Genomic DNA, 22,841 nt, shown 5'->3' with positions numbered 1-22,841 from the left:
CGTAAACCACAGGATAGTTACTTCACGACAAGGTTGCAATATAAATAATCAGGCACCCTTGGCTTACTTCTTCTTCTCTTCTTCAGGCTGCGAGAAATTCAGCTCCGGCTGCTGTTCCTCGTCCTGCTTTTGCGCCGGCAGCGATTCCGGCGGCGCCGGCTGCTCGATGCGCAGGTCGCCTGATTCCACCTTGCCGCCAGTACTGCGGTCGAGGAAGGCGGTGACGGTTTGCGGCAGCGCAGCCACCAGCAGCACCATCAGCATCTGCAGGCCCACCCAAGGCAGCGCGCCCCAGTAAATATCGGACGACTTCACTTCTTTCGGCGCCACGCCGCGCAGGTAGAACAGCGCGAAACCGAAGGGCGGGTGCATGAAAGAGGTCTGCATGTTCACGCACAACATCACGCCGAACCACACCAGGGACGCCGATGCCGCGGCTTCAGGGCTGCCCATGAGCGGTTCCAGCTGCGGCGCCAGCACCTTTTGCGCCACCGGCGCCAGCATCGGCACCACGATGAAGGCGATCTCGAAGAAGTCGAGGAAGAAGGCCAGGAAGAACACGAACAGGTTCACCACCAGCAGGAAGCCGATCCAGCCGCCTGGAATGCCGTTGAACAGGTGCTCGACCCACAGCCCGCCATCCACACCCTGGAACACCACCGAGAAGCAGGTGGAGCCGATCAGGATGAACACCACCATCGCGGTCAGGCGCATGGTGGACTGGTAGCTCAGGACGATCAGGTCGCGCAATGGCTTGATCTGGCTGGCGCGGATCACGATCCAGGCCACGCATACGTACAGCACGCCCAGCGCGGCCTGCACCACCGGCTTGGCGCCTTCGACAAAGGCGCCGGTCAGCGCTGCCGCCAGCAGGGCCAGCATGCCGACGCGGAACACGATCTTGTCGCGCCGGTTGAATTCCGGATGGCGCAAGGCGGCCAGGATCACCGCGCCCAGCGCGCCCATGGCGCCCGATTCGGTGGGCGTGGCGACACCCAGCATCATCGTGCCCAGCACCATGAAGATCAGCACCGCGGCCGGCACGATGCCTTGCAGGCACTGCTTCCACAGTGCCCAGCCGCGCGGCCCGAGTTCGTTCTGCGGCGCGGCCGGCAGCCACTCCGGCTTCACGCGCGACAGGGCAAAGGTGTATAGCGCGAACAGGCCGATCTGCACCAGCGACGGGCCCCAGGCGCCCAGGTACATGCTGCCGACGTCGGCGGCGGCAGTGGGGGTCTTGAGCTGGTCGGCCAGCACCACCAGTACCAGCGATGGCGGCACCAGCTGCGTGATGGTGCCGGAGGCGGCCAGCACGCCGGTGGCGTAGCGCATGTGGTAACCGTAGCGCATCATCACCGGCAGCGAGATCATGGCCATCGCGATCACCTGCGCCGCCACGGTGCCGGTGATCGCGCCGAGGATGAAGCCGACGATGATCACCGAATAGCCCAGGCCTCCGCGCACGCCGCCGAACAGGCGGCCCATGGAGTCGAGCATGTCCTCCGCCAGGCGGCACTTCTCCAGCACTGCGCCCATGAAGGTAAAGAAGGGGATCGCCAGCAGCAGGTCGTTGGCCAGCACGCTGCCGAAAATCCTTTGCGGCACCGCCTGCAGGAAGGGCACGCCGAAGAAGCCTTCCGTAATGGCGATAAAACCGAAGAACAGGCCGACCGCCAGCAGCGAGAACGCTACCGGGAAGCCGACCAGCATGAATACGACCAGGCCGCCGAACATCAGCGGCGGCATCATCTCCAAGGGGATCATTGCACTGGCCTTTCGTATTTGCTGTCCAACAGGGCCCGGCCGGTGAGGTGGGCGATGCGCTTGATCAGTTCAGACAGGCCTTGCAGCGCGAGCAGGGCAAAGCCGACAGGCACCACGAGCTTGATCGGCCAGCGCGGCAGGCCGCCGGCGTTGCTCGATTGCTCCATGATGGCCCAGGAAGGCAGGAACAGCGATTCCCATGACAGCCAGGCAAACAGGATGCAGGCCGGGAACAGGAAGAAAATGATGCCGAAGATGTCGATCCACAATTGCTTGCGTTCGGAGACATGGCCGTAGACCAGGTCGACGCGCACGTGTTCATTGCGCTGGAAGGTATAGCTGGCGCCAAGCATGACGGCAGCGCCAAACAGGTACCACTGCATTTCAAGCAGCGAATTGGAGCTCCAGTCGAAGCCATAACGGATCATGGCGTTGCTGGCGCTGATGAAGCATGAGGCGAGAATCATCACGTTGGCCAGCTGCCCGCTGCGGTAGCCGATGCGGTCAAGCCAATGCGACAGGCGAAGAAAACCCTGCATTGCGTCTCCTGGTAATTGGATTAGTTGTTGCAAGGATATTAGCTGAGAATCCCTTCAAATTGAATCGGGGCAGGAAAAAACTGGACGGATGACAATTAAGCATTTAAGATATTAGTTAAATGCTTAATTAGTAAAAAAGTAGTCCTCCAGCATTGGCTGGAGCGTCCTTCGGGTATAGACTAGAGGCTTGCGCCGCATTGCGGCGTCCCTCAACAGAAAACCAGCATGTCGGACAAAGTTTTTGAAGCATTGGCATCGTCGCCGCGGCGACTGATCCTCGCCTACCTCTCGGAACATGAGATGACGGCAGGGGAGGTTGCCTCACGCTTTGAAATGAGTGCGCCTGCGGTTTCCCGTCATTTGTCCGTCCTCGAAGGCGCAGGATTGGTCAGCAGCGAGCGTCGCGGCCAGTTTGTGTATTACAAGCTGATGTCCGACAACCTCGTGAACACGCTGACGCAGTTTGCCTTTGCGCTGTGCCCGGTAGCCGGGCCGCTCAAACGCGAAAGCAAGGCCAAGAAAAAGGCCAGCGAAGCGTAATACGCCAGTACACCCGGGCACGATGTTGGCCATTTTCAGGCCAGGGGTCTCTGCGCGCTTTTTTTCAGGAAGGGGCAGTGCATGGACGTTGGAACCTACCGTCACGGGATCAAGGCCTATACGCCTTTTTTCCTCCGCCTTTACGATTTCCTGGTGATCGGGATCTTCACCCGCATCTTCTGGAAATGCGAAGGGCGGCATTACATCGGGATCTACCGGCGCCACGCCGGGCAGCGCCACGCCGATATCGGCGTGGGCACCGGTTATTTCCTGGACCATGCCGGGCTTGACGAAAGCAGGCAGCAGATCGCCCTGGTCGACTTGAACCGGAACTGCCTGCGCCACGCTGCGCAGCGCCTGCAGCGTTTTGCGCCGGAATGCCATGTGCGCAATGCCTTCGAACCGATCGCCATCGGGCACAAGGTGGACTCGATCTGCATCGGCGGCCTGATTCACTGCGCACCGGGAACGATGCAGGAAAAGGGCCGGATTTTCGACGCCATCGCGCCTCTGTGCGGGCCGGGGACGACGCTGTTCGGCTACACGCTGCTTGGCACGGGCGCCCCCATGTCGTGGTACGCCAGGGCCTTGATGGGCTTCATGAACCGGCTGCAGGTGGTCAACAACCGCGGCGACTCGCTGCAATCACTGCAGGCCGAACTTTCACAACGATTCAGCCAGGTCGAAGTCTGGCTGGTCGGATGCAACGCTTTCTTCACTGCCAAAAACCATAGGGGTGCTACAAAATGAATATCGCTCAAACGGAACGCATCATCGATGCCGACATCGCGGAAGTATGGGAAAAGGTGTGTTTTTATGAGGAGGTGAAAGGCCGGCCCAACTGGTTCCTGCGCTGGGCCCTGCCATTGCCGGTGAGGACGGTCGGCGATCACAAGACGGTCGGCACGCTATGCCGCTGCGAGTACGGGGACCAGCAGTTCATCCTGAAGCGCATCACCAGGTCGAGCCACAATGCGGCGCTTGAATTCAGCGTGACGCAGGCTAGCGAGCAGTTCCAGCGGCATCTGGCGCTGCTGGGCGGCAGCATCTACCTGTCCCGCCTGCCGGACGGGCGCACGCTGGTGAGCATGGCGACCAGCTATGCGCCGAAAGGCGCGGACAATATGCTGCGGCGCTTCCTGGTGGACCAGGTGATCCGGTCGATGCACCGCTTTGTGATGGGGGACATGGCGAACAGCATCCGCCATGCCCGCAAGGCTCAACCGGCCAACTGCTGACGCACGCGCGTAATTGCGCTGCGCACCTGGTTCGGCGCGGTACCGCCGATATGGTCGCGTGCCGCCACCGAGCCTTCCAAGGTCAGCACTGCAAACACATCCTCGCCCACCAGCGGCGAGAACGCGCGCAGCTGCTCCAGCGACATCTGCGCCAGGTCGATCTTCAGGTCATCGCAAGCACGCACCGCATGCGCCACGGCCTCGTGCGCATCGCGGAACGGCAGGCCTTTCTTCACCAGGTAGTCGGCCAGGTCGGTCGCGGTGGCATAGCCCTGCAACGCCGCCGAACGCATCGCTTCCGGCTTGACGGTAATGCCGCCTGCCATGTCGGCGAAAATGCGCAGGGTATCGACCACGGTATCGACGGTGTCGAACAGCGGCTCTTTGTCTTCCTGGTTGTCCTTGTTGTAAGCCAGCGGCTGGCCCTTCATCAGGGTCAGGAGGCCCATCAGGTGGCCGTAGACGCGGCCGGTCTTGCCGCGCGCCAGTTCCGGCACGTCCGGGTTCTTCTTCTGCGGCATGATCGAGGAGCCGGTGCAGAAGCGGTCGGCGATGTCGATAAAGCCAACCCGTGGGCTCATCCAGATGATCAGTTCTTCCGACATGCGCGACACGTGCATCATCAGCAGCGAGGCCGCTGCGGTGAATTCGATCGCGAAGTCGCGGTCCGAGACGGCATCCAGCGAGTTGTGGCAGACGTCGTCGAAGCCCAGGGTCTTGGCCACGCGCAGGCGGTCGATCGGGAAGGTGGTGCCGGCCAGTGCGGCGGCGCCCAGCGGCAGGCGGTTGACACGCTTGCGGCAATCCTGCATGCGCTCGACGTCGCGGCCGAACATTTCAACGTAAGCCAGCATATGGTGGCCGAAGGTGATCGGCTGCGCTACCTGCATGTGGGTGAAGCCCGGCAGGATCACGCCGGCGTTCTTCTCCGCCAGGTCGACCAGGGCGCCGCGCAGCTGCTGCAGCAGGCCGCTGATGTCGTCGATGGCAGAGCGCACGTAGAGGCGGATATCGGTGGCCACCTGGTCGTTGCGGGAGCGGCCGGTGTGCAGGCGCTTGCCGGCGTCGCCAACCAGTTCGGTCAGGCGTTTTTCGATATTCAGGTGCACGTCTTCCAGGTCCAGCTGCCATTCGAACTGGCCGCCGTCGATTTCGGCGCTGACCTGGGCCAGGCCATTCTGGATCGCAGCCAGGTCGGCGGCCGGGATGATGCCTTGCGCTGCCAGCATGTCGGCGTGGGCCAGGGAACCCTGGATGTCGGCCTTGGCCATGCGCTTGTCAAAAAACACCGAGGCGGTGTAACGTTTCACGAGGTCGGAAACAGGTTCGGAGAAACGAGCGGACCAGGCTTCCGCCTTCTTGGAGAATTGATCTGTCATAGTGGCTTTGCGGTGAGATTTGCACGAGAAATTCAAACGATTATAAATTAGTAGGAGAGTCAATGAAGAAGTTAGCAAGTTTGCTACTGTTGGTGCTGGCCAGCGGTAGCGCGTTCGCGCAGGGCGCGCGGGCGTCCGATGCGGCATCGGTGGACAGCATCGTGGCGGCCCTGTACGACAGCATTTCCGGCCCGGCCGGCAAGGCGCGCGACTGGGAGCGCCTGCGTTCCCTGTTCCGCAGCGATGGCCGCATGGTGGTGCATAGCACGGGCAAGGATGGCGCGCTCAACACGCGCGTACTGTCGCTGGAAGACTACATCACCCGCGTGACGCCGGTTTTTGCAAAGGAGGGCTTCTACGAATCCGAACTGGCGCGCAAGGGCGAGGAATTTGGACAGATTGCCCAGGTTTTCAGTACCTATGAGGCGCGCCATGCGCCGTCGGAACAGCCTTTTGTACGCGGCATCAACTCGATCCAGCTGGTGAACGACGGCAAACGGTGGTGGATTTCGCAACTCCTGTGGCAGCCGGAAGGCGAAAAGACCCCGCTGCCGGAGCGCTACCTGAAGCCGCAATAAACAAAGTGTGCACGGACGCGCGATAGGGTTTTACTCCGCCGTTGCGTCCGGCTACACTGATGGAAAGGTGTTACCCAGATGTCTAGCAGCGATGCCAGCGAGCAAGCTGAACAGGAGGCCATCGTGAAGCTGCACTCCCCCGCCGGCCTGGCCCGTTTGGGCCTGGCTTTGCTAGCCGCATGCGGCCTTCCGATCCATGCCCGCGAAGCGCCGCCCAGGAATCCCGTTCCTGCCCGCACCAGCACCACGCCACCGGACGCGCCGGCCAAACCTCCCACTGCACCGCCCTTGACGCCGCCGCTGCCCGATACCGCCGCCCCGGTGCGCATCGTGGCCGGCGCCAGTGCGACCGTCAGCGGCGGATCGGCAGCCATCGCGCCGTCGCCCGTAGCGGCCCACCAAGGCTCGCTGGTCATCATTGGCGGCGGCCTGCGCGGCGATAATGCGGATGTGTGGCAGCGCGTTGTGAAACTGGCTGGCGGCAAGGGTTCGCGCATTGCGGTCTTTCCTTCCGCTGCGGGCAATCCGGAACGTTCGGCCCAGACCATCATCGGCTACCTGCGCAAGTGGGGCGCGGATGCCTTCCTGGTGCCCGTTGCCGTGCGCCTGGCCGGCAGCGATTACAAGAAGAACGCGGACGATGCGGCGCTGGCCAGGAGAATCCGGGAATCGGACGGCGTCTACTTCGCCGGCGGCGACCAGGGACGCATCACCAAAGCACTGCTGCGCGAAGACGGCACCCAGACTGCAGTGCTGGAAGCGGTGTGGGACGTGTACCGCCGCGGCGGCGTCGTTGCGGGTTCCTCTGCCGGTGCCGCCATCATGAGCAGCACCATGTTCGCCAACCCGAAGGCAATCCTTTCCATGCTGCAGACCGGTATCGCGGATGGCCGTGAACTGGGGCCGGGCCTGGGCTTCATCGGCGACGACGTATTCGTGGACCAGCACTTGCTGGTGCGCGGGCGCTTTGCGCGCATGATCCCGGCCATGCTGGCCAAGGGTTACCAGATCGGCCTTGGCATCGACGAAGACAGCGCCATGGTGGTGAATGCGCAACGTGAAGTGGAAATCATCGGCTACAAGGGCGCTTTGCTGATCGACCTGTCGCGGGCCGAATGGGACAGGGAGGCGCCGCACTTCGGGGTGCGCAATGCCGTGATCAGCTATCTCGACCGGGGCGACAAGTTCAATATCGGCACCCACATGTTCCTGCCGTCCAACGACAAGGCCGGCGGGCGTATCGACCCTACCCGCACGCTGGGCCGGGGGGCAGTGTTCAGCAACGACGTGCTGGGCAACAACGCCGTGATCGACCTGATGGAGCGCCTGATCGACAGCAACCAGGAAGAGGCGATCGGCATTGCCAGCGGCAACCCGCGCGCCAGCGGCACCGAGCTTGGTTTCGAGTTCCGCTTCACCAAGACGGCCGATACGGTGGGCTATGTTTCCAGCGTGGCTGAGGCGTATTCGGTGCTGAATATCCGCCTCGATATCCGGCCTATCGAAATCACGCGGCCGCTATATAAATATAAATGAAGATCTGAATCCGGCGCGGCATCCGCCGCGTATATGCCATGGCAAGCAACCACACGGGAGGAAACCATGGCACCCATCAAGCAAGCTGCTGTCCAGTTAGCCCTGCTGTCGGCCCTGGCGCCGTCGGCGCAGGCGTCCAGTCACCGCGAAGCACCATTCATCACGCGCGAACCCAAGGTCGACGGCACGGACTTCTATATGTTCCGCAGCTACGAACCGGGGCGCGGGCAATTCGTGACCCTGATCGCCAATTACGTGCCTTTGCAGGATGCATATGGCGGCCCGAACTTCTTCACCATGGATCCCGATGCGCTATACGAAATCCATATCGATAACAATGGCGATGCGCGGGAAGACCTGACGTTCCAGTTCCGCTTTACCAACACGTTCAAAAACGCCGCGTTCATGGTGGGCGGCAAGAAGGTGCCGATTCCGCTGGTGATCAACGGCGGGCCGATTAACGACGTCAATGCGGCCGGACTGAATGTGCGCGAGACATACACGGTGGACGTGGTGCGCGGCGAGCGGCGCAGCACGCGCCAGCCGGTGCGCATGGCCGGCAACGGCGCCACGGTGTTCGACAAGCCGATCGACAATATCGGCAACAAATCGATTCCCGATTACGCGGGGTATGCGGGCAAGCATGTGTACAGCGTGAATATTCCGGGTTGTGCGGTACCGGCGCGCATGTTTGTCGGGCAGCGCAAGGATTCGTTCGTGGTCAACCTGGGCGAGACCTTCGACCTGATCAACATCAAGGCGCCGGCGGTGGAATTCCTCGCCAACGCGGAGAAGAATGCGCGCGACGACCTGGACGACAAGAACGTGACTTCCATCGAACTGGAAGTGGCGGCGTCGTGCCTGACATCCGGTACGGAGCCGGTGATCGGCGGCTGGACCACGGCCAGCTTGCGCCAGGGCCGTTTGATCAATCCCAGCGGCGGCTCGAAGGAGGGCGGGGCGTGGACCCAGGTGTCGCGGCTCGGCATGCCGCTGGTGAACGAGGTGGTGATCGGCTTGAAGGACAAAGACCGCTTCAACCACAGCAAGCCGGCGCAGGATGGCCAGTTCGCAGACTACGTCACCAACCCGACCTTGCCGGCGCTGGTGGAGGTATTGTTCGGCAGCGCCGGCGCCAAAGCGCCCACCAACTTCCCGCGCAACGACCTGGTGACTACCTTCCTTACCGGCGTGCCTGGATTGAACCAGCCGGCGCGCGTGAAGGCTTCCGAGATGCTGCGACTGAATACCTTGATTGCGCCGCTTGCGAAGGGCGCGCAGAAGCGGCTGGGTGTGATCGACGGCGACAACGCGGGTTTCCCCAATGGGCGCAGGCCGGGCGATGACGTGGTGGATATCGCCTTGCGCGTGGTGATGGGTAAGCTGTGCACACTGAATATCGGCTGCGCGCCGAGCGATGCGCCGGCGGGTGCGATTCGCTTCACCGACGGGGCATACCTGGACGACAGCTATTTCAGTGCCGGCTTCCCATACCTGCAGACACCGATTGCCGGCTCGCCGCAGCAATAGGAGGGCGCGATCATGAAACGTTCATGTCTTGTGTTTGCGGCCGCGTTGATGGCTGGCTGCGGTGGCGGCGGTGGCGGGGCCACGCCGGCGATGCCACTGCCCGACCCGGTGCCGGTTGCGTCGCCTGGGGATACTTTTACCTCCGCGCTGGTTGCGCTGGTCCGCAGTTCTCCCGAGAACACCGAGCCGGTCGACATTGATGGCGCGGCGCTGGCCCTGCCAGAAGGCAGCGAGCCGGTGGCGGTGGAGTGAGGTCTGCCATGAAGGGCGCAGCCTTCACGCCGGCGAAGGCCGCCGCATCGGCCGTCGCTGCCATCGCGGCCATGGCGCTGCCGCTGCCAGGCATGGCGGCGCCGTTCGTGCCGCAATCCGGGACCGAGGTCCTGGAAACGCTGCCGCGCCGAAGCGATGCGCCTGATGCTGCCTTGCGCCGCCAGCGTGCACGGTTGGCTGCTGCACCGCGCGATCCGGCGCTTGCCGCCGAGACCGCGCGGCGATATATCGAGCTTGGACGTGCTGCGGGCGACCCGCGCTATTTGGGTTACGCGCAAGCGGCCTTGGCTCCCTGGTGGGCTGACGCTGCTCCGCCTGTGCCGGTGTTGCTGCTGCGGGCAACGCTGCTGCAATCCAGCCACCGCTTTGCGGAAGCAATGCGCGACCTGGACGCCGTCACGCGCGCAGATCCTGGCAATGCCCAGGCGTGGCTGACGCTGGCGACTGTGCAGGTCGTCCGCGGAGACTATTCCGCCGCCGTGCGCAGTTGCGGGCGGCTGTCGTCAGTAGCCAGTCAATTTGCCAGCCTGACCTGCCTGGCCAACGCACGTGCAGCCAGCGGACAACTTGCAGCCAGCGAACGCCTGCTGGCCCTGGCTGTCTCGCGTGAGGGCCGGGGCGCGACCGATACCGGCTTGCATACTTGGGCCCTGACCTTGCTCGGCGAACTGGCAGCCAGGCGCGGGGATGCCGCGCGCGCCGAAGGCAGCTTCCGCCAGGCGCTTATCCTGGCGCCGGGCGACAGCTACCTGCTTGGCGCTTATGCGGACCTGCTGCTGGACCTGGGGCGCAATGCGGAAGTGCAGGCGCTGCTGCGCGGCCACCTGCGCATTGACGGCCTGCTGCTGCGGCATACGATTGCAGCGAGAACCGTGGTGCATGCCTCCGCGCCGGCAGCAGCGGGCGCCATCGCCGAGCTGCAAGCGCGCTTCGAGGCGGCCGCACGCCGTGGCGATGCCATCCATCAGCGCGAGCAGGCTCGCTTCGAGCTGTATTTGCGCCACAACGCGCGCGCGGCGCTGGAACTCGCTCTGGCCAATTGGCAAGTGCAGAAGGAGCCTGCCGACCTGCGTATCCTGCTTGAAGCGGCGCTCGCCGCGCGCGATCCCGCGGCAGCGCGCCATGCACTTGCCTGGCGCCGCCGGCAGGGCCTTGAGGACAGCAAGATCGCTTCGCTGGCACGCCGGCTCGAGGGAGGCAGCATATGATCACCATGCAGATCGCTGCGCGCAAGCTGGCCGCACTGTTCTTCCTGCCTTTGCTGCTCGATGCCGGCGCGGCCCATGCGCACAAGCCGAGCGACAGCTACCTTGCGTTGCATGTGACGGCAGCGAGCGAGGCTTCGCGCGGGCGGCAGTTTATCGAAGGACGCTGGGACATCGCATTGCGCGATCTCGACTTCGCCATTGGCCTCGATGCCGATGGCGACGGCCAGCTGACTTGGGACGAGGTCCGCTCGCGTCACGCCGGGATCGCGGCCTACGCCATGCCGCGCCTTGTCCTGGCCCAGGGCTGCCGGCTGCGCGTCACAGGCCAGCAGGTCGACCGCCACACCGACGGCGCCTACACCGTCCTGCTGCTGCAAGGCGAGTGCGAGCCCGGCACCACCTTCGCCATTGATTACCAACTGTTTGCCGACCTCGATGCCCAGCACCGCGGTATGTCCAGCATCATGCTCAACGGCCGCACGCAAACGGCTGTGCTGGGCGGTGTCCACACGCGCTTCGTCGCCGGCGCTGGCGAGGGCAGCGCGTGGCGCCAGGCCATCGACTACCTGCGCCACGGTATCTGGCACATCTGGACCGGCTACGACCACATCCTGTTCCTGCTTTCACTGTTGCTGCCAGCCGTGCTGGGGAAAGGATGGCGGGCCGCGGGCGCGCAGGTGCTGCGCGTCGTCACCGCGTTCACACTGGCCCACTCGGTCACGCTCTCGCTCGCGACGTTGCAAGTGGTCGCGTTGCCAAGCCGGCTGATCGAATCCGCCATTGCAGCCTCGGTTGCAATCGCAGCGCTGAACAACCTCTGGCCACTGGTGCAAGGCAAGCGCTGGCTGGCCGCCTTCGCATTCGGCCTGTTGCACGGCTTCGGATTTGCAGGCGTGCTGGGCGACCTGGGTTTGCCAAAAGGAGCGACGGTACTCGCGCTGGCGGCGTTCAACATCGGCGTCGAACTGGGACAACTGGCAATCGTTGCAGCCTTCGTCCCGCTGGCTTACGCCATGCGCAGCACATGGGCCTACAAACAGCTGATGGTGAAGGGCGGTTCGGCCGCCATTGCCCTGTTGGCGATGGTGTGGCTCGTCGATCGAGCCACGGTTTGATTACATGGCCCGCACCCACGGGCCCTTATACAGCACCGGCCCGGTCGGCCCGTTCGGATCTGGCGATCCGCCGCGCGGCTCCAGGGAAATCGCCAGCACCACAATATCGTCGCCGACGGCACCCGACGCCAGCGAGAAAGTCGCGCGCCCCTCGCTGCCAAGCACCCCCAGCGAACGCGGCGAACCTTTTTTCGGAATCGCCCACAACTGCAGGGAGCGGTCGACCGGCACGGGAGCGCCGCCAACGATATGGACTTGCAGCAGCCGCTTGCCGGTATCCGCTTTCACCAGCAGCGCGGGCTGCGCTTGCTGGTCCGTCAAGGTTGCGACCAGGTCGTACGAAGGCCCACGCAAATGCTGCAAGCCGATTGCCACCACCAGGGCGGCAGCTAAAGCAGCGGATAAGGTCCCGAGCCCGAAGCCGCGCCAGAAATGCCAGCTGCTGCGTTCGGGCTTCAGGTGTAATCGCATTTCGATATTGCGCCAGACTTGAGGAGATGGTTCCTGCGCACGCACGAATTCGTGCATCGGCAGCAAGCGGCGTTCCCATTCCTTGACCAGCATGCGCAAAGCGGCGTCGCCGTACATCAAGGCCTCGAAACGACGGCGCGCTCCGCCGCGCAAGTTGCCCAGCACGTACTCGGAGGCCAGCTTGTCGCGCAAGGCGTCATTGCCACGGGTGTTCATGGCGCATCTCCTTGCGACAGGCAAAGCTTGAGTTTTTCCATGCCGCGCCGGATCCAGGTCTTGACTGTGCCGACCGGCAGCGACATGCGCTGTGCCACCTCGGTGTGCGACAAGTCGTGGAAGAAGGCGAGGCCAATTGCCAGCCTGTGCAGGCCTTCCAGGTGCGCCATGCAAGCGGACAGTGCGCGTGCGTCGCTGCTCATTTCACTCGCCTCGGCGGGCGAAATGGTGTATTCGTCGCGAACTGCTTCATGGTCCAATTCCACCGTATCGTCCGTGCGGCGCAGGATATCCAGCGCCTTGTTGCGGACTATGGCGGCCATCCACGTCAGTGGCGCCGCCTGGCCGGCCTCGTAATGCGGCGCTGCGTGCCAGATCGACACAAAGCCTTCCTGCAGCGCCTCTTCGGCCAATTCCCGCTGACGTAATATACGCATGGCAAAGCCAAACAGTTTCGGCGCGGCTGCATCATAAAGCGCGCGAAAAGCCGCAGCGTCCTGGCGGCCTGCTGCAGCCAGCCAGGTTCTTAGCTGTTCGGGTTCGATAGGCATGGGGCCATCTTATGCCTGGCTTTGGGGCCGGTCTACTGTATTCCGCAAAGCAAAGCTACAATAGCCGCCAGCAAAACCACACTGGAGACTTCATGTCGTACCTGAATCGACTGCTGGCGGGAGCGGCGCTCAGCACCGCGGCCGGCCTTGCGCTGGCGGCACAACCGGCAACCGTGCGCCTTGACTATATGCATACGGGTAACGCGCTAAACGAAAGTTATGCGATCGAACAAGTTGTGATCGAGCCGCTGCCATGGCCGGGCGATATGTCCAAGACAATCGACACCACCAACCGTGGCGTGAACAAGCTCGAAGTGGCGGATGCCAAGACCGGCAAGGTGCTGTATACCCGCACCTTCTCCACCATTTTCGTCGAGTGGAAGTCGACCGAGGAAGCGGCCAAGCTGTCGCGCGGTTTCCATGAATCGGTGCGTTTCCCCAAGCCGGACCGCCCGGTCAAGGTGCGCATCCTGAAGCGCGACGAGCGTAATGAATTCTCCGTGGCGTGGAGCGTGGACGTCGATACCGATGCGATGGACGTGGTACGCAGGCAGGATGTGGCGCCTGCCAAGCCGATCCCGATCCGCGTCAATGGGCCGAGCGAGAAGAAGGTGGACTTGCTGATCCTGGGCGACGGCTATACCAAGGCCGATATGGCCAAGTTCGAAGACCGAGCGCGCAAGCTGTCCGACTACCTGTTCACCGTTTCGCCGTTCAAGGAGCGCGCCAAGGACTTCAATGTGTGGGCAATGGCGGTGCCGACCCAGGAGTCGGGCGTTTCGCGCCCTTCGACCAACACCCATCATGCGTCGAAGCTGGGCACCCGCTATGACATCTTCGGCAGCGAACGTTATGTGCTGACCATTGATAACCGCGCGCTGCGCGAGATTGCGCAGCATGCGCCGTACGAGTTTATCGAAATCCTGGTGAATAACGACACTTACGGCGGTGGCGGCATCTACGGCCAATTCAGCACTGCGGCGGCGGATAACGATTGGGCGAAATACCTGTTCGTGCACGAATTCGGCCACCACTTTGCAGGCCTTGCGGATGAGTATTACACCTCGCCGGTGGCTTATGCGACCGGCGGTGCACGCATGGAGCCTTGGGAGCCGAATGTGACGGCGCTGCTGGATCCAGCCAATGTGAAGTGGAAGAAGCTTGTGACGCCGGGGGCTGCCTTGCCGACGGCGTGGCCGAAGGCGGAGTACGAGGCGCATTCTCGCGAGTACCAGAAGATCCGCGCGCAACTGCGCAAGGATAATCGTCCGGAGTCGGAGATGAGCAAACTGTTCAAGGAGGATCTTGCCTGGACCAATGCGCTGTTCTCGAAGGCGCCGAATCGCAAAGCGGTGGGGGCTTTTGAGGGCGCCAACTATGAGGCGACCGGCTACTACCGTTCGCAGCAGCAGTGCTTGATGTTTGACCGCAGCGAGGAGTTTTGCGCGGTTTGCAGCGAGGCGGTGCAGGAGACGATCGACCTGTACGCGCCGCGCTAAACCGGCCCGCGGCCGACGCATCCCGGTGTCTGACCCTGCGGGTCAGACACCGTTCTGCCGGTTTTAGGTGTTCGGCGCCAACCCGGTAGGCTTGATCCGCACCGGCATCGGCTTACCCTTGCGCGCACGCTTGCCAAAGTGCGGCGCCAGGGCCGTCGGCCCCATGCGGTCTTCCTTCGTCTTCTGCGCATTGCCGATCCCCAGCACGGTGACACCCTTGTCGGTGATCGCGCAAGCAGCAACCAGCTTCTCCTTGTCGGCCAGATCCATCAGGATCACGCCACGGCCACCGTTGGACAGCACCTTCATTTCGTCCATGCCGAACACCAGCAGGTTCGATTTCTCGGAAATGACCGCCACCGCGCTCGCGCCATCGGCAACGATGGTCGGCGGCAGCGGTTTGTCACCCTCGTCCAGCGTGATGAAGGATTTGCCGCCCTTCAGTCGCGACACCATATCGCCAGCCTTGGCGATAAAGCCGTATCCCGCGTCGGACGCCAGCAGCAGCTGCTTGTCGCCATTGCCCGCGAAGTAGTGCAGCAGGCGTGCACCGCCCGACAGGTCCACCAAGGTGGTAATCGGCACGCCGTCGCCGCGTGCGTTAGGCAGCGCGGCTACCGGCACGGAGTACACCTTGCCGTTGTCGCCGAAGCCCAGCAGGGTATCCACCGTGCGGCATTCGAACGCGCCATACAGCGAGTCGCCCGCCTTGAAGGTGAACTGCGCCGGATCGTGGCCGATGCCGGTACGCGCGCGCACCCAGCCTTTTTCGGAAATGATCACGGTCACCGGTTCGTCGACGACCTTCTGTTCGGCGACAGCCTTCTGCGCTTCCTCGATCAGGGTGCGGCGCGCGTCGCCGTAGGTCTTGGCGTCGCCGTCGATCTCCTTGATGACCAGGCGGCGCAAGGTGGACGGATTTTCCAGGATATCCAGCAGACCTTCGCGCTCCTTGCGCAGCTCGGCCAACTGTTGTTCGATCTTGATCGCTTCCAGGCGCGCCAATTGGCGCAGGCGGATTTCCAGGATATCTTCCGCCTGGAGGTCCGACAGCTTGAAGCGCTCGATCAGCGCCGCCTTCGGCTCGTCCGAATTACGGATGATGGCGATCACTTCATCGATATTCAACAGGACGATCTGGCGGCCTTCCAGGATATGGATGCGCTCATCGACCTTGTTCAGTTTGAACTGGGTACGGCGCGTCACGGTGGCGAAGCGGAACTCGATCCACTCGCCCAGGATATCGCTGATGCCCTTCTGGCGCGGACGGCCGTCGCCGCCGATCATCACCAGATTCATCGAAGCCGAAGTCTCCAGCGAGGTATGCGCCAGCAACATGTGCATGAACTCAGTCTGGTTCTGGTTCTTCGACTTTGGCTCGAATACCAGGCGCACCGCAGCCTCGCGGCCCGATTCATCGCGCACCTTATCCAGTTGGCCCAGCAGCAGGCCTTTCAGCGCCACCTGCTCCGGCGACAAGGCTTTCTTGCCCAGCTTGACTTTCGGATTGGTCAGTTCTTCAATCTCTTCCAGCACCTTCTGGCTTGAAGTGCCCGGCGGCAGCTCGTACACCACCGCCTGCCACTGGCCACGCGCCAGTTCTTCGATCTTCCAGCGCGCGCGCACCTTCATCGAACCGCGGCCGGACGCGTACATATCGTCCAGCTGCGCACGTGGGGTGATCAATTGGCCACCGCCCGGGAAATCCGGGCCAGGGATCAGTTCCATCAGTTCCGCGTGGGTGAGCTTCGGGTTACGGATCATCGCCACCGCGGCTTTTGCCACCTCGGTCAGGTTGTGCGAAGGGATCTCGGTCGCCAGGCCCACTGCGATACCGGAGGCGCCGTTCAGCAGCACCATCGGCAGGCGTGCCGGCAGCAGGGCCGGTTCTTCGTACGAACCATCGTAGTTCGGGACGAAGTCCACGGTGCCTTCGTCGATTTCGTCCAGCAGCAGGCGAGAAATCGGGGTCAAACGGGCTTCGGTGTATCGCATTGCCGCCGCGCCGTCGCCGTCGCGCGAGCCGAAGTTACCCTGGCCGTCGATCAGCGGGTAGCGCAGCGAGAAGTCCTGCGCCATGCGCACCAGCGCGTCGTACACCGACTGGTCGCCGTGCGGGTGCAGCTTACCCAGTACGTCGCCGACCACGGTGGCGGACTTGCGCGGCTTGGCAGTCGGGCCCAGGCCCAGTTCATTCATCGAGTACAGGATGCGGCGCTGCACCGGCTTCTGGCCGTCGCACACGTCCGGCAGGGCGCGGCCCTTGACCACGGAAATGGCGTAATCCAGGTAGGCGCGCTCGGCAAAGGTCGACAGGGTCAGCGATTCGCCGCCGTCGTCACCGCCATTGCCGCCGCTTGGCGGCAGCTCAGGGGTTGGTTCGTCAAAGAGGTTTGCTTGAGTCATGTTCGATACGTGTATTAGATGTCTGCTTCAACTTCGTTGCCGTGTTCTTCGATCCATGCGCGGCGGGCGGCGGCTTCGCCTTTGCCCATCAGCATATTGAAGCGCGAGGACGAGTAGCTGTGGTCGAAATCGCCCAGCGACACAGGCAGCAGGCGGCGGGTGTCCGGATTCATGGTGGTCTCCCACAGCTGCTCGGCGTTCATCTCGCCCAGGCCCTTGAAGCGGGAAATGGTCCAGGAGCCTTCTTTCAGGCCATCCTTGCGCAGCTTGTCTTCGATGGCCACCAGTTCGCCGTCGTCCAGCGCGTACAGCTTCTGGATCGGCTTCTTGCCGCGTGCCGGTGCGTCGACGCGGTACAGCGGCGGACGGGCGATGCAGATATTGCCGTTCTCGATAAGTTTCGGGAAATGGCGGAAGAACAGGGTAAGCAACAGCACCTGGATGTGGGAGCCGTCGACGTCCGCATCGGAGAGGATGCAGATTTTGCCGTAGCGCAGGCCGGACAAATCAGGCGTATCGCCATGGTGGTGCGGATCGACGCCGATCGCCACCGCGATGTCGTGGATCTCGTTGTTGGCGAACAGGCGGTCCTTGTCGGTCTCCCAGGAGTTCAGCACCTTGCCGCGCAGCGGCAGGATGGCCTGGAATTCCTTGTCGCGGCCCATCTTGGCCGAACCGCCCGCCGAATCGCCCTCCACCAGGAAGATTTCAGTGCGTGCCGTATCGTCCGATTCGCAATCGGTCAGCTTGCCCGGCAATACAGCCACGCCGGAAGACTTCTTCTTCTCGACCTTCTGCGCCGAACGCAGGCGCGATTGCGCTTGCTTGATGACCAGTTCCGCCAGCTTCTTGCCATAGTCGATGTGCTGGTTCAGCCACAGTTCCAGCGCAGGCTTGGAGAAGGTGGACACCAGGCGCACCGCATCGCGCGAGTTCAGGCGCTCCTTGATCTGGCCCTGGAATTGCGGGTCCAGGACCTTGGCCGACAGCACGAAGGAAGCGCGTGCAAATACGTCTTCCGGCAGCAGCTTCACGCCCTTTGGCAGCAGCGAGTGCAGTTCGACGAAGTTCTTCATCGCGCCGAACAGGCCTTCGCGCAGGCCCGATTCGTGGGTGCCGCCGTTCGGAGTAGGGATCAGGTTGACGTAGGACTCGCGCACCACGGCGCCTTCTTCGGTCCACGCCACCACCCACGAAGCGCCTTCGCCTTCGGCAAAGCCTTCCGCGTCAGGGGTGGCGAATTGCTCGCCCTCGAACAGGGGGATCAGCGTTTCCCCGCCGGAGGTGGTTTGCGCCAGTTGTTCGTTCAGGTAGCCGCGCAGGCCGTCCTTGTACATCCAGGTCTGCTCGTCGCCGTTCTTGGCGTTTTTCAGCGTGACGGTCACACCAGGCAACAGCACGGCTTTGGAACGCAGCAGGCGTTGCAGCTCGACCTGGGAGATCAGCGGCGAGTCGAAATACTTCGCATCCGGCCAGGCTGTGACGCGGGTACCGGACTTCTTGCCGTCTTTCGGCGCAGGTTCCGAGCGCAGCGGTTCCACCAGGTCGCCGTTTTCGAAGGCGAGATTGTGGAAACCATTGCCGGCGTCGTCTTTTCGCCACACTGCGATTTCCAGGCGTTTGGACAGCGCATTGGTGACCGAAACGCCGACGCCGTGCAGGCCGCCCGAGAAGGCGTAGGCGCCGCCCGAGCCTTTATCGAACTTGCCGCCCGCGTGCAGGCGGGTAAAGACGATTTCCACCGTCGGCACGTTTTCTTCAGGATGCAAGCCGACCGGAATACCACGGCCGTCGTCTTCGACGCTGATGGAACCGTCCGCATTCTGCGTCACGATAATGTTTTTGCAATGACCGCCCAATGCTTCATCGGAGGCATTGTCGATCACCTCCTGGATGATGTGCAGCGGGTTCTCGGTGCGGGTGTACATACCCGGGCGCTGCTTGACGGGCTCCAGTCCTTTGAGGACGCGGATGGATGATTCGCTGTAGTCGGAAACTGGTTTTTTAGTGGCCATACGTGTTATTGGTAATGCAAAGTGCTGTGATTATATACAGTATTTTCCGCTTTGACGGATCGCATGCTTGCGCATTCTATCCGCAACGGCCGGTGGCGCAAGGGAATCGCAGCGGTAAAATGGGTTTATGACCACAGATCGGCGCCCGTTCGCAGTCAGGCTGGTTGGCTTCCCGCCGGAAGCCGGGCACGCGCTCGCGCATGGCCTGTCCAGGGCACCGGCCGAGGGGCCGTCGTATCTTTGCCTGTCCGAAGACAGCCTGCAGGACCCCGATATCTATCTCGCCAACGGCACCGAATTGAAAGCCCTGGCCGTCATCGCATCGTTGGCTGCAGGCGACATCCGCCCGGCGCTGGTGCTGGGCACGACCGGCGTGCTGCTGCCCTACCCGAACCTGCCGTTGCCGGTGCAGTGGAGCGCCATGTACGCCGAGTTGGCACGCCTGGTCGAGCGCCGTGCAGAAGTGTTGGCCGGCCTGTCGGCTTCCGTCGATTCGCTGGTACCCGAGCGCCGGCGCCGCGAACGGCTCGACCTGGACCTGACCGACCCCACGGTTTATGAAAAGATGCGCAAGCCGCGGCGGGAAGGGGCAGTGCTGTGCGTGGACGCCAATGCGCATTTCAGCGAGCAGCTGGGCCAATCGCTGAAACAGTTCGGCACCGCGGTATTGTGGGCGGTGGACGGCGTGGCTGCGCTGGCGATCTGCCGCCAGCGGCCGGTTGCCGTGGTGCTGGTCGACTTTGCCGCACCCATCCTCGACCACTACCTGCTGTGCGCCCAACTGCGCGCAGAAGAGACGCATCCCGAAGTGGTTTTCCTGGTGCAGTCCGCCCACGATTACGACCTCACCCGGGGCCGCGCCGCCGGCGCCGCAGGCATGCTCAATAAGCCGCTGGCCGAGCACCAGGCGCAGGCCGTGCTGCGCAAATTCATGCGGCTGTGAAAATGTCCACCTTGGGGTCAGGAACGAAAGTGGATGTATGAAGAACGTAATCTTCCTGGCTGCTGCGATGCTTGAAAGTCGGGGTCAGCTCCGGCAATCAGACACGGCCTCAGCCGCGCAGCGGCTGAGGCCGTGTCTGATTGCCGGAGCTGACCCCGACTTTTATTTTGAGAGCATGCGCATGGCGCGTTCGAGGCCCTCGATCGTGATGGGGAACATGCGGTTCTGCATGATCTGGCGGATCACGGAAATCGATTGGCGGTATTGCCACAGGCCTTCGGGCTCGGGGTTGAGCCAGATGAACTTGGGGAAGTGGGACGTGAAGCGGCCCAGCCATTCGGCGCCGGCTTCTTCGTTGTTGTATTCGACCGAGCCGCCGGGCTGCAGCACTTCGTAGGGACTCATGGTGGCGTCGCCGACGAAAATCAGTTTCGTGTCGGGCGGGTATTTGCGCAGCACGTCCCAGGTGGCGAAGCGCTCGGCGTTGCGGCGGCGGTTGCTGCGCCACAGGTAGTCGTATACGCAGTTGTGGAAGTAGTAGAACTCCATGTTCTTGAACTCGGTCTTGGCGGCCGAGAACAGTTCTTCTGCGCGTTCGATATGGTCGTCCATCGTGCCGCCGACGTCCATCAGCATCAGCACCTTGACGTTGTTCTTGCGCTCGGGCTGCATCTTGATGTCGAGGTAGCCGGCGTTGTTGGCGGTGGCGCGGATGGTCTGCTCCAGCGCCAGTTCTTCCGCCACGCCCTGGCGCGCGAATTTGCGCAGGCGGCGCAGGGCGACCTTGATGTTGCGGGTGCCCAGTTCGCGCTCGCCGTCGTAGTCCTTGTACGTGCGCTGTTCCCACACTTTGACTGCGGTGCGGTTGCCGCCTTTGCCGCCGATGCGGATGCCTTCCGGATTGGTGCCGCCGTTGCCGAACGGGGAGGTGCCGCCGCTGCCGATCCACTTGTTGCCGCCTTCGTGGCGCTCTTTCTGCTCTTTCAGCAGTTCGTTGAGGCGGTCCATCAGCTTGTCGTAACCGAACTTTTCCAGCGCGGCGATCTGCTCGGGCGTGAGTTCGCGCTTCATGCGCTGCAGCAGCCAGTCGAGCGGGATCTCCCTGGTGGTGTCGAAGACGGCGTTGATGCCTTTGAAGTACTGGCCGAAGGCGCGGTCGAACTTGTCGTAGTTGGCTTCGTCCTTAACAAGGCACAGGCGGCTCATGTAATAGAAGTCGTCCAGCGAGGGTTCCAGCACCTGCTTTTGCATGGCTTCCAGCAGGGTGAGGAATTCCTTGATCGTGACCGGGATCCTGGCGTCTTTCAGGGTGAAGAAGAAGTCGATCAGCATGCCGCCTCCCGCCGTGCCAGCAGGTAGCGCAATTGCGCCTTCACTTCCGGCCATTCGCCGCGCACGATGCTGTACATGACCGTGTCGCGCACGGTGCCATCGCGGCGCACAGCGTGGTGGCGGATCACGCCGTCCTTCTTCGCGCCCAGGCGTTCGATGGCGGCCTGCGAGGCGTGATTGAAGTTATCGGTGCGGAAGCCGGCCACGGCGCAGCCCAGCGTTTCGAAGGCGTGCGTCAGGAGCAGCAGCTTGCAGCTGGTGTTGACATGGGTGCGCTGCACGCTGCGGCGGTACCAGGTGTAGCCGATTTCAATGCGGTCGATGGCGGGCACAATGTCGTGGTAGCTGGTGGTGCCCAGTACCTGGCCGCTGGCCGCGTCAACCACGGCGAAGGCGAGGCGGGACGGGCGCATTTCCAGCGCGGCGGCGATGTAGGCTTCCACCTTGTCCGGTTCCGGCACGGAGGTGATGCGCAGCTTCCACAGCTCGCCATCCTGGGCGGCTTCGCGCAGGGCGGCGGCATGTTGCGGGCCGAGCGGCTCCAGGCGCAGGCCGTTGGCTTCCAGCGTGACCGGGGCTGGTGCGTCCATCAGCGGTTGGTCCTTGACATGAATACCAGGCGTTCGAACAGGCTCACGTCCTGCTCGTTCTTCAGCAGGGCGCCGTGCAGCGGCGGCACGGCGGCTTTCTGGTCCTTGCCGCGCAAAACTTCGGGCGGAATGTCTTCTGCCATCAGGAGCTTCAGCCAGTCGAGGAATTCGCTGGTCGAAGGCTTCTTCTTCAGGCCCGGCACGTCGCGCACTTCGTAAAAGGTTTGCAGCGCGGTAGCCAGCAGGTCCTGCTTCAGGTGCGGGTAGTGGACTTTGACGATGGCTTCCATCGTGTCCTTGTCCGGGAACTTGATGTAGTGGAAGAAGCAGCGGCGCAGGAAGGCGTCCGGCAGCTCCTTTTCGTTATTCGAGGTGATGATGACCAGCGGCCGGTGCTTGGCGGTCACCATTTCGCGCGTCTCGTAGACGTAGAACTCCATGCGGTCCAGTTCGCGCAGCAGGTCGTTCGGAAATTCGATGTCGGCCTTGTCGATCTCGTCGATCAGCAGTACCACCGGTTCCGGCGCGGTGAAGGCTTGCCACAGCACGCCTTTGACGATGTAGTTGTGGATGTCGCGGACGCGCTCATCGCCCAGTTGGGAGTCGCGCAGGCGCGATACGGCGTCGTATTCGTACAGGCCCTGCTGGGCCTTGGTGGTGGATTTGATATGCCACTGCATCAGCGGCATATCGAGTGCGGCAGCGACTTCTTCGGCCAGCATGGTCTTGCCGGTGCCCGGCTCGCCTTTGATCAGCAAGGGGCGCTGCAGGGTCAGGGCGGCGTTGACGGCCAGTTTCAGGTCACTGGTGGCGACGTAGTTGTCGGAACCTTCAAATCGTTGCGGTGCGTGCATATAAAAACTTCCGGAAGAGGATATCACCGGAAGTATATGCCAGAGCCGCTTTCGGAGGGGGGCGGTGCGGGAATGTTTGATGCAAATGAAATAACGTCTATTTATTGCATTGCAAGTTATTTAATCGTCAATATAAATGTTTTGAATATATCGATATTGCCGGCAGCAGGTTTTCAGGAAAATAGTGCATGGTCTCGGTTTTCCGATGGGCGGCATTCTTCATCTATCTTCGTCAAACGTTGACCAATTGCTGCCAAATATCGG

At 62.7% G+C, this 22,841-nt stretch carries 21 protein-coding genes; 11 read left to right on the top strand and 10 right to left on the bottom strand.

The window, feature by feature from the left end; genetic code table 11:
• Nucleotides 1–63 precede the first annotated feature (63 nt).
• Together ASE26_RS24990 and ASE26_RS24985 are read right to left on the bottom strand one after the other, a co-directional pair.
• Nucleotides 64–1,764, bottom strand: a complete 1,701-nt coding sequence (locus tag ASE26_RS24990; RefSeq protein WP_082507253.1) for a TRAP transporter large permease subunit — start codon at nucleotides 1,762–1,764, stop codon at nucleotides 64–66.
• Nucleotides 1,761–2,303 (bottom strand): TRAP transporter small permease subunit, encoded by a 543-nt coding sequence (locus ASE26_RS24985; protein WP_055929123.1) that lies wholly within the window; start codon nucleotides 2,301–2,303, stop codon nucleotides 1,761–1,763. The genes ASE26_RS24990 and ASE26_RS24985 overlap by 4 nt, the downstream gene beginning before the upstream one ends.
• Nucleotides 2,304–2,528: 225 nt before the next feature.
• Between ASE26_RS24985 and ASE26_RS24980 the strand changes: the two genes are divergently transcribed.
• From ASE26_RS24980 to ASE26_RS24970, 3 genes are all read left to right on the top strand, one after another.
• Nucleotides 2,529–2,843 carry a metalloregulator ArsR/SmtB family transcription factor gene (locus ASE26_RS24980; RefSeq protein ID WP_055929126.1) on the top strand — a complete coding sequence of 105 codons (315 nt, stop codon included), beginning with the start codon at nucleotides 2,529–2,531 and terminating at the stop codon, nucleotides 2,841–2,843.
• An 81-nt stretch (nucleotides 2,844–2,924) separates the two neighbouring features.
• Nucleotides 2,925–3,593, top strand: coding sequence for a class I SAM-dependent methyltransferase (locus tag ASE26_RS24975; protein ID WP_057247130.1), 669 nt, complete (start codon nucleotides 2,925–2,927; stop codon nucleotides 3,591–3,593).
• Entirely contained in the window at nucleotides 3,590–4,081 is a 492-nt protein-coding gene (locus ASE26_RS24970) for a hypothetical protein (protein ID WP_055929133.1), read from the top strand. Before ASE26_RS24975 ends, ASE26_RS24970 begins: the two co-directional genes overlap by 4 nt.
• Here the strand turns inward: ASE26_RS24970 and argH are convergent.
• Entirely contained in the window at nucleotides 4,063–5,460 is a 1,398-nt protein-coding gene (argH, locus tag ASE26_RS24965; RefSeq protein ID WP_057247129.1) for an argininosuccinate lyase, read from the bottom strand. The two genes, ASE26_RS24970 and argH, sit on opposite strands and share 19 nt — an antisense overlap.
• Before the next feature lie 62 nt (nucleotides 5,461–5,522).
• Here argH and ASE26_RS24960 point away from each other — a divergent pair, with 62 nt between their 5' ends.
• From ASE26_RS24960 to ASE26_RS24935, 6 genes are all read left to right on the top strand, one after another.
• On the top strand, nucleotides 5,523–6,038 hold the full coding sequence (locus ASE26_RS24960; protein ID WP_229208209.1) for a hypothetical protein: 516 nt from the start codon (nucleotides 5,523–5,525) through the stop codon (nucleotides 6,036–6,038).
• A gap of 78 nt (nucleotides 6,039–6,116) precedes the next feature.
• Entirely contained in the window at nucleotides 6,117–7,574 is a 1,458-nt protein-coding gene (locus tag ASE26_RS24955; RefSeq protein ID WP_082507254.1) for a cyanophycinase, read from the top strand.
• Between the two features lie 66 nt (nucleotides 7,575–7,640).
• On the top strand, nucleotides 7,641–9,104 hold the full coding sequence (locus tag ASE26_RS24950) for a DUF4331 domain-containing protein (protein WP_055929139.1): 1,464 nt from the start codon (nucleotides 7,641–7,643) through the stop codon (nucleotides 9,102–9,104).
• A gap of 12 nt (nucleotides 9,105–9,116) precedes the next feature.
• Nucleotides 9,117–9,356: a hypothetical protein gene (locus tag ASE26_RS24945; RefSeq protein WP_156397963.1), complete on the top strand. Its 240-nt coding sequence runs from the start codon at nucleotides 9,117–9,119 to the stop codon at nucleotides 9,354–9,356.
• Nucleotides 9,357–9,364: 8 nt separating this feature from the next.
• Nucleotides 9,365–10,585: a tetratricopeptide repeat protein gene (locus tag ASE26_RS24940; RefSeq protein ID WP_229207116.1), complete on the top strand. Its 1,221-nt coding sequence runs from the start codon at nucleotides 9,365–9,367 to the stop codon at nucleotides 10,583–10,585.
• Nucleotides 10,582–11,700 (top strand): HupE/UreJ family protein, encoded by a 1,119-nt coding sequence (locus ASE26_RS24935; protein WP_307146993.1) that lies wholly within the window; start codon nucleotides 10,582–10,584, stop codon nucleotides 11,698–11,700. Before ASE26_RS24940 ends, ASE26_RS24935 begins: the two co-directional genes overlap by 4 nt.
• Here ASE26_RS24935 and ASE26_RS24930 read toward each other — a convergent pair whose 3' ends face one another.
• Both ASE26_RS24930 and ASE26_RS24925 read right to left on the bottom strand, forming a co-directional pair.
• Nucleotides 11,701–12,387, bottom strand: coding sequence for an anti-sigma factor domain-containing protein (locus tag ASE26_RS24930; RefSeq protein WP_057247128.1), 687 nt, complete (start codon nucleotides 12,385–12,387; stop codon nucleotides 11,701–11,703). It abuts the gene before it with no gap.
• Nucleotides 12,384–12,938, bottom strand: coding sequence for a sigma-70 family RNA polymerase sigma factor (locus tag ASE26_RS24925; protein WP_055929146.1), 555 nt, complete (start codon nucleotides 12,936–12,938; stop codon nucleotides 12,384–12,386). Before ASE26_RS24925 ends, ASE26_RS24930 begins: the two co-directional genes overlap by 4 nt.
• 92 nt (nucleotides 12,939–13,030) lie before the next feature.
• Between ASE26_RS24925 and ASE26_RS24920 the strand changes: the two genes are divergently transcribed.
• Nucleotides 13,031–14,437, top strand: a complete 1,407-nt coding sequence (locus ASE26_RS24920; protein ID WP_057247127.1) for an IgA Peptidase M64 — start codon at nucleotides 13,031–13,033, stop codon at nucleotides 14,435–14,437.
• A gap of 63 nt (nucleotides 14,438–14,500) precedes the next feature.
• Here the strand turns inward: ASE26_RS24920 and parC are convergent, their stop codons facing one another.
• Nucleotides 14,501–16,843, bottom strand: coding sequence for a DNA topoisomerase IV subunit A (parC, locus tag ASE26_RS24915; protein ID WP_055929153.1), 2,343 nt, complete (start codon nucleotides 16,841–16,843; stop codon nucleotides 14,501–14,503).
• A gap of 14 nt (nucleotides 16,844–16,857) precedes the next feature.
• The gene (locus ASE26_RS24910; protein WP_055929156.1) at nucleotides 16,858–18,858 is read right to left on the bottom strand and encodes a DNA topoisomerase IV subunit B; all 2,001 of its coding nucleotides are present in this window, start codon (nucleotides 18,856–18,858) and stop codon (nucleotides 16,858–16,860) included.
• A 127-nt stretch (nucleotides 18,859–18,985) separates the two neighbouring features.
• Here ASE26_RS24910 and ASE26_RS24905 point away from each other — a divergent pair, with 127 nt between their 5' ends.
• Nucleotides 18,986–19,801, top strand: a complete 816-nt coding sequence (locus tag ASE26_RS24905; protein WP_055929159.1) for a two-component system response regulator — start codon at nucleotides 18,986–18,988, stop codon at nucleotides 19,799–19,801.
• 162 nt (nucleotides 19,802–19,963) lie between these two features.
• Here ASE26_RS24905 and ASE26_RS24900 read toward each other — a convergent pair whose 3' ends face one another.
• The 3 genes from ASE26_RS24900 to ASE26_RS24890 are packed head-to-tail and all read right to left on the bottom strand — an operon-like array spanning nucleotide 19,964 to nucleotide 22,577.
• Entirely contained in the window at nucleotides 19,964–21,133 is a 1,170-nt protein-coding gene (locus ASE26_RS24900; RefSeq protein ID WP_055929161.1) for a VWA domain-containing protein, read from the bottom strand.
• Nucleotides 21,127–21,723 carry a GNAT family N-acetyltransferase gene (locus tag ASE26_RS24895; RefSeq protein ID WP_057247126.1) on the bottom strand — a complete coding sequence of 199 codons (597 nt, stop codon included), beginning with the start codon at nucleotides 21,721–21,723 and terminating at the stop codon, nucleotides 21,127–21,129. Before ASE26_RS24895 ends, ASE26_RS24900 begins: the two co-directional genes overlap by 7 nt.
• The gene (locus tag ASE26_RS24890) at nucleotides 21,723–22,577 is read right to left on the bottom strand and encodes a MoxR family ATPase (RefSeq protein WP_055929167.1); all 855 of its coding nucleotides are present in this window, start codon (nucleotides 22,575–22,577) and stop codon (nucleotides 21,723–21,725) included. Before ASE26_RS24890 ends, ASE26_RS24895 begins: the two co-directional genes overlap by 1 nt.
• Nucleotides 22,578–22,841: the final 264 nt, after the last annotated feature.

Source organism: Duganella sp. Root198D2, assembly GCF_001428585.1.
Classification (GTDB): Bacteria; Pseudomonadota; Gammaproteobacteria; order Burkholderiales; family Burkholderiaceae_D; genus Rugamonas.
This window is presented reverse-complemented; position numbering and strand designations above follow the sequence as displayed.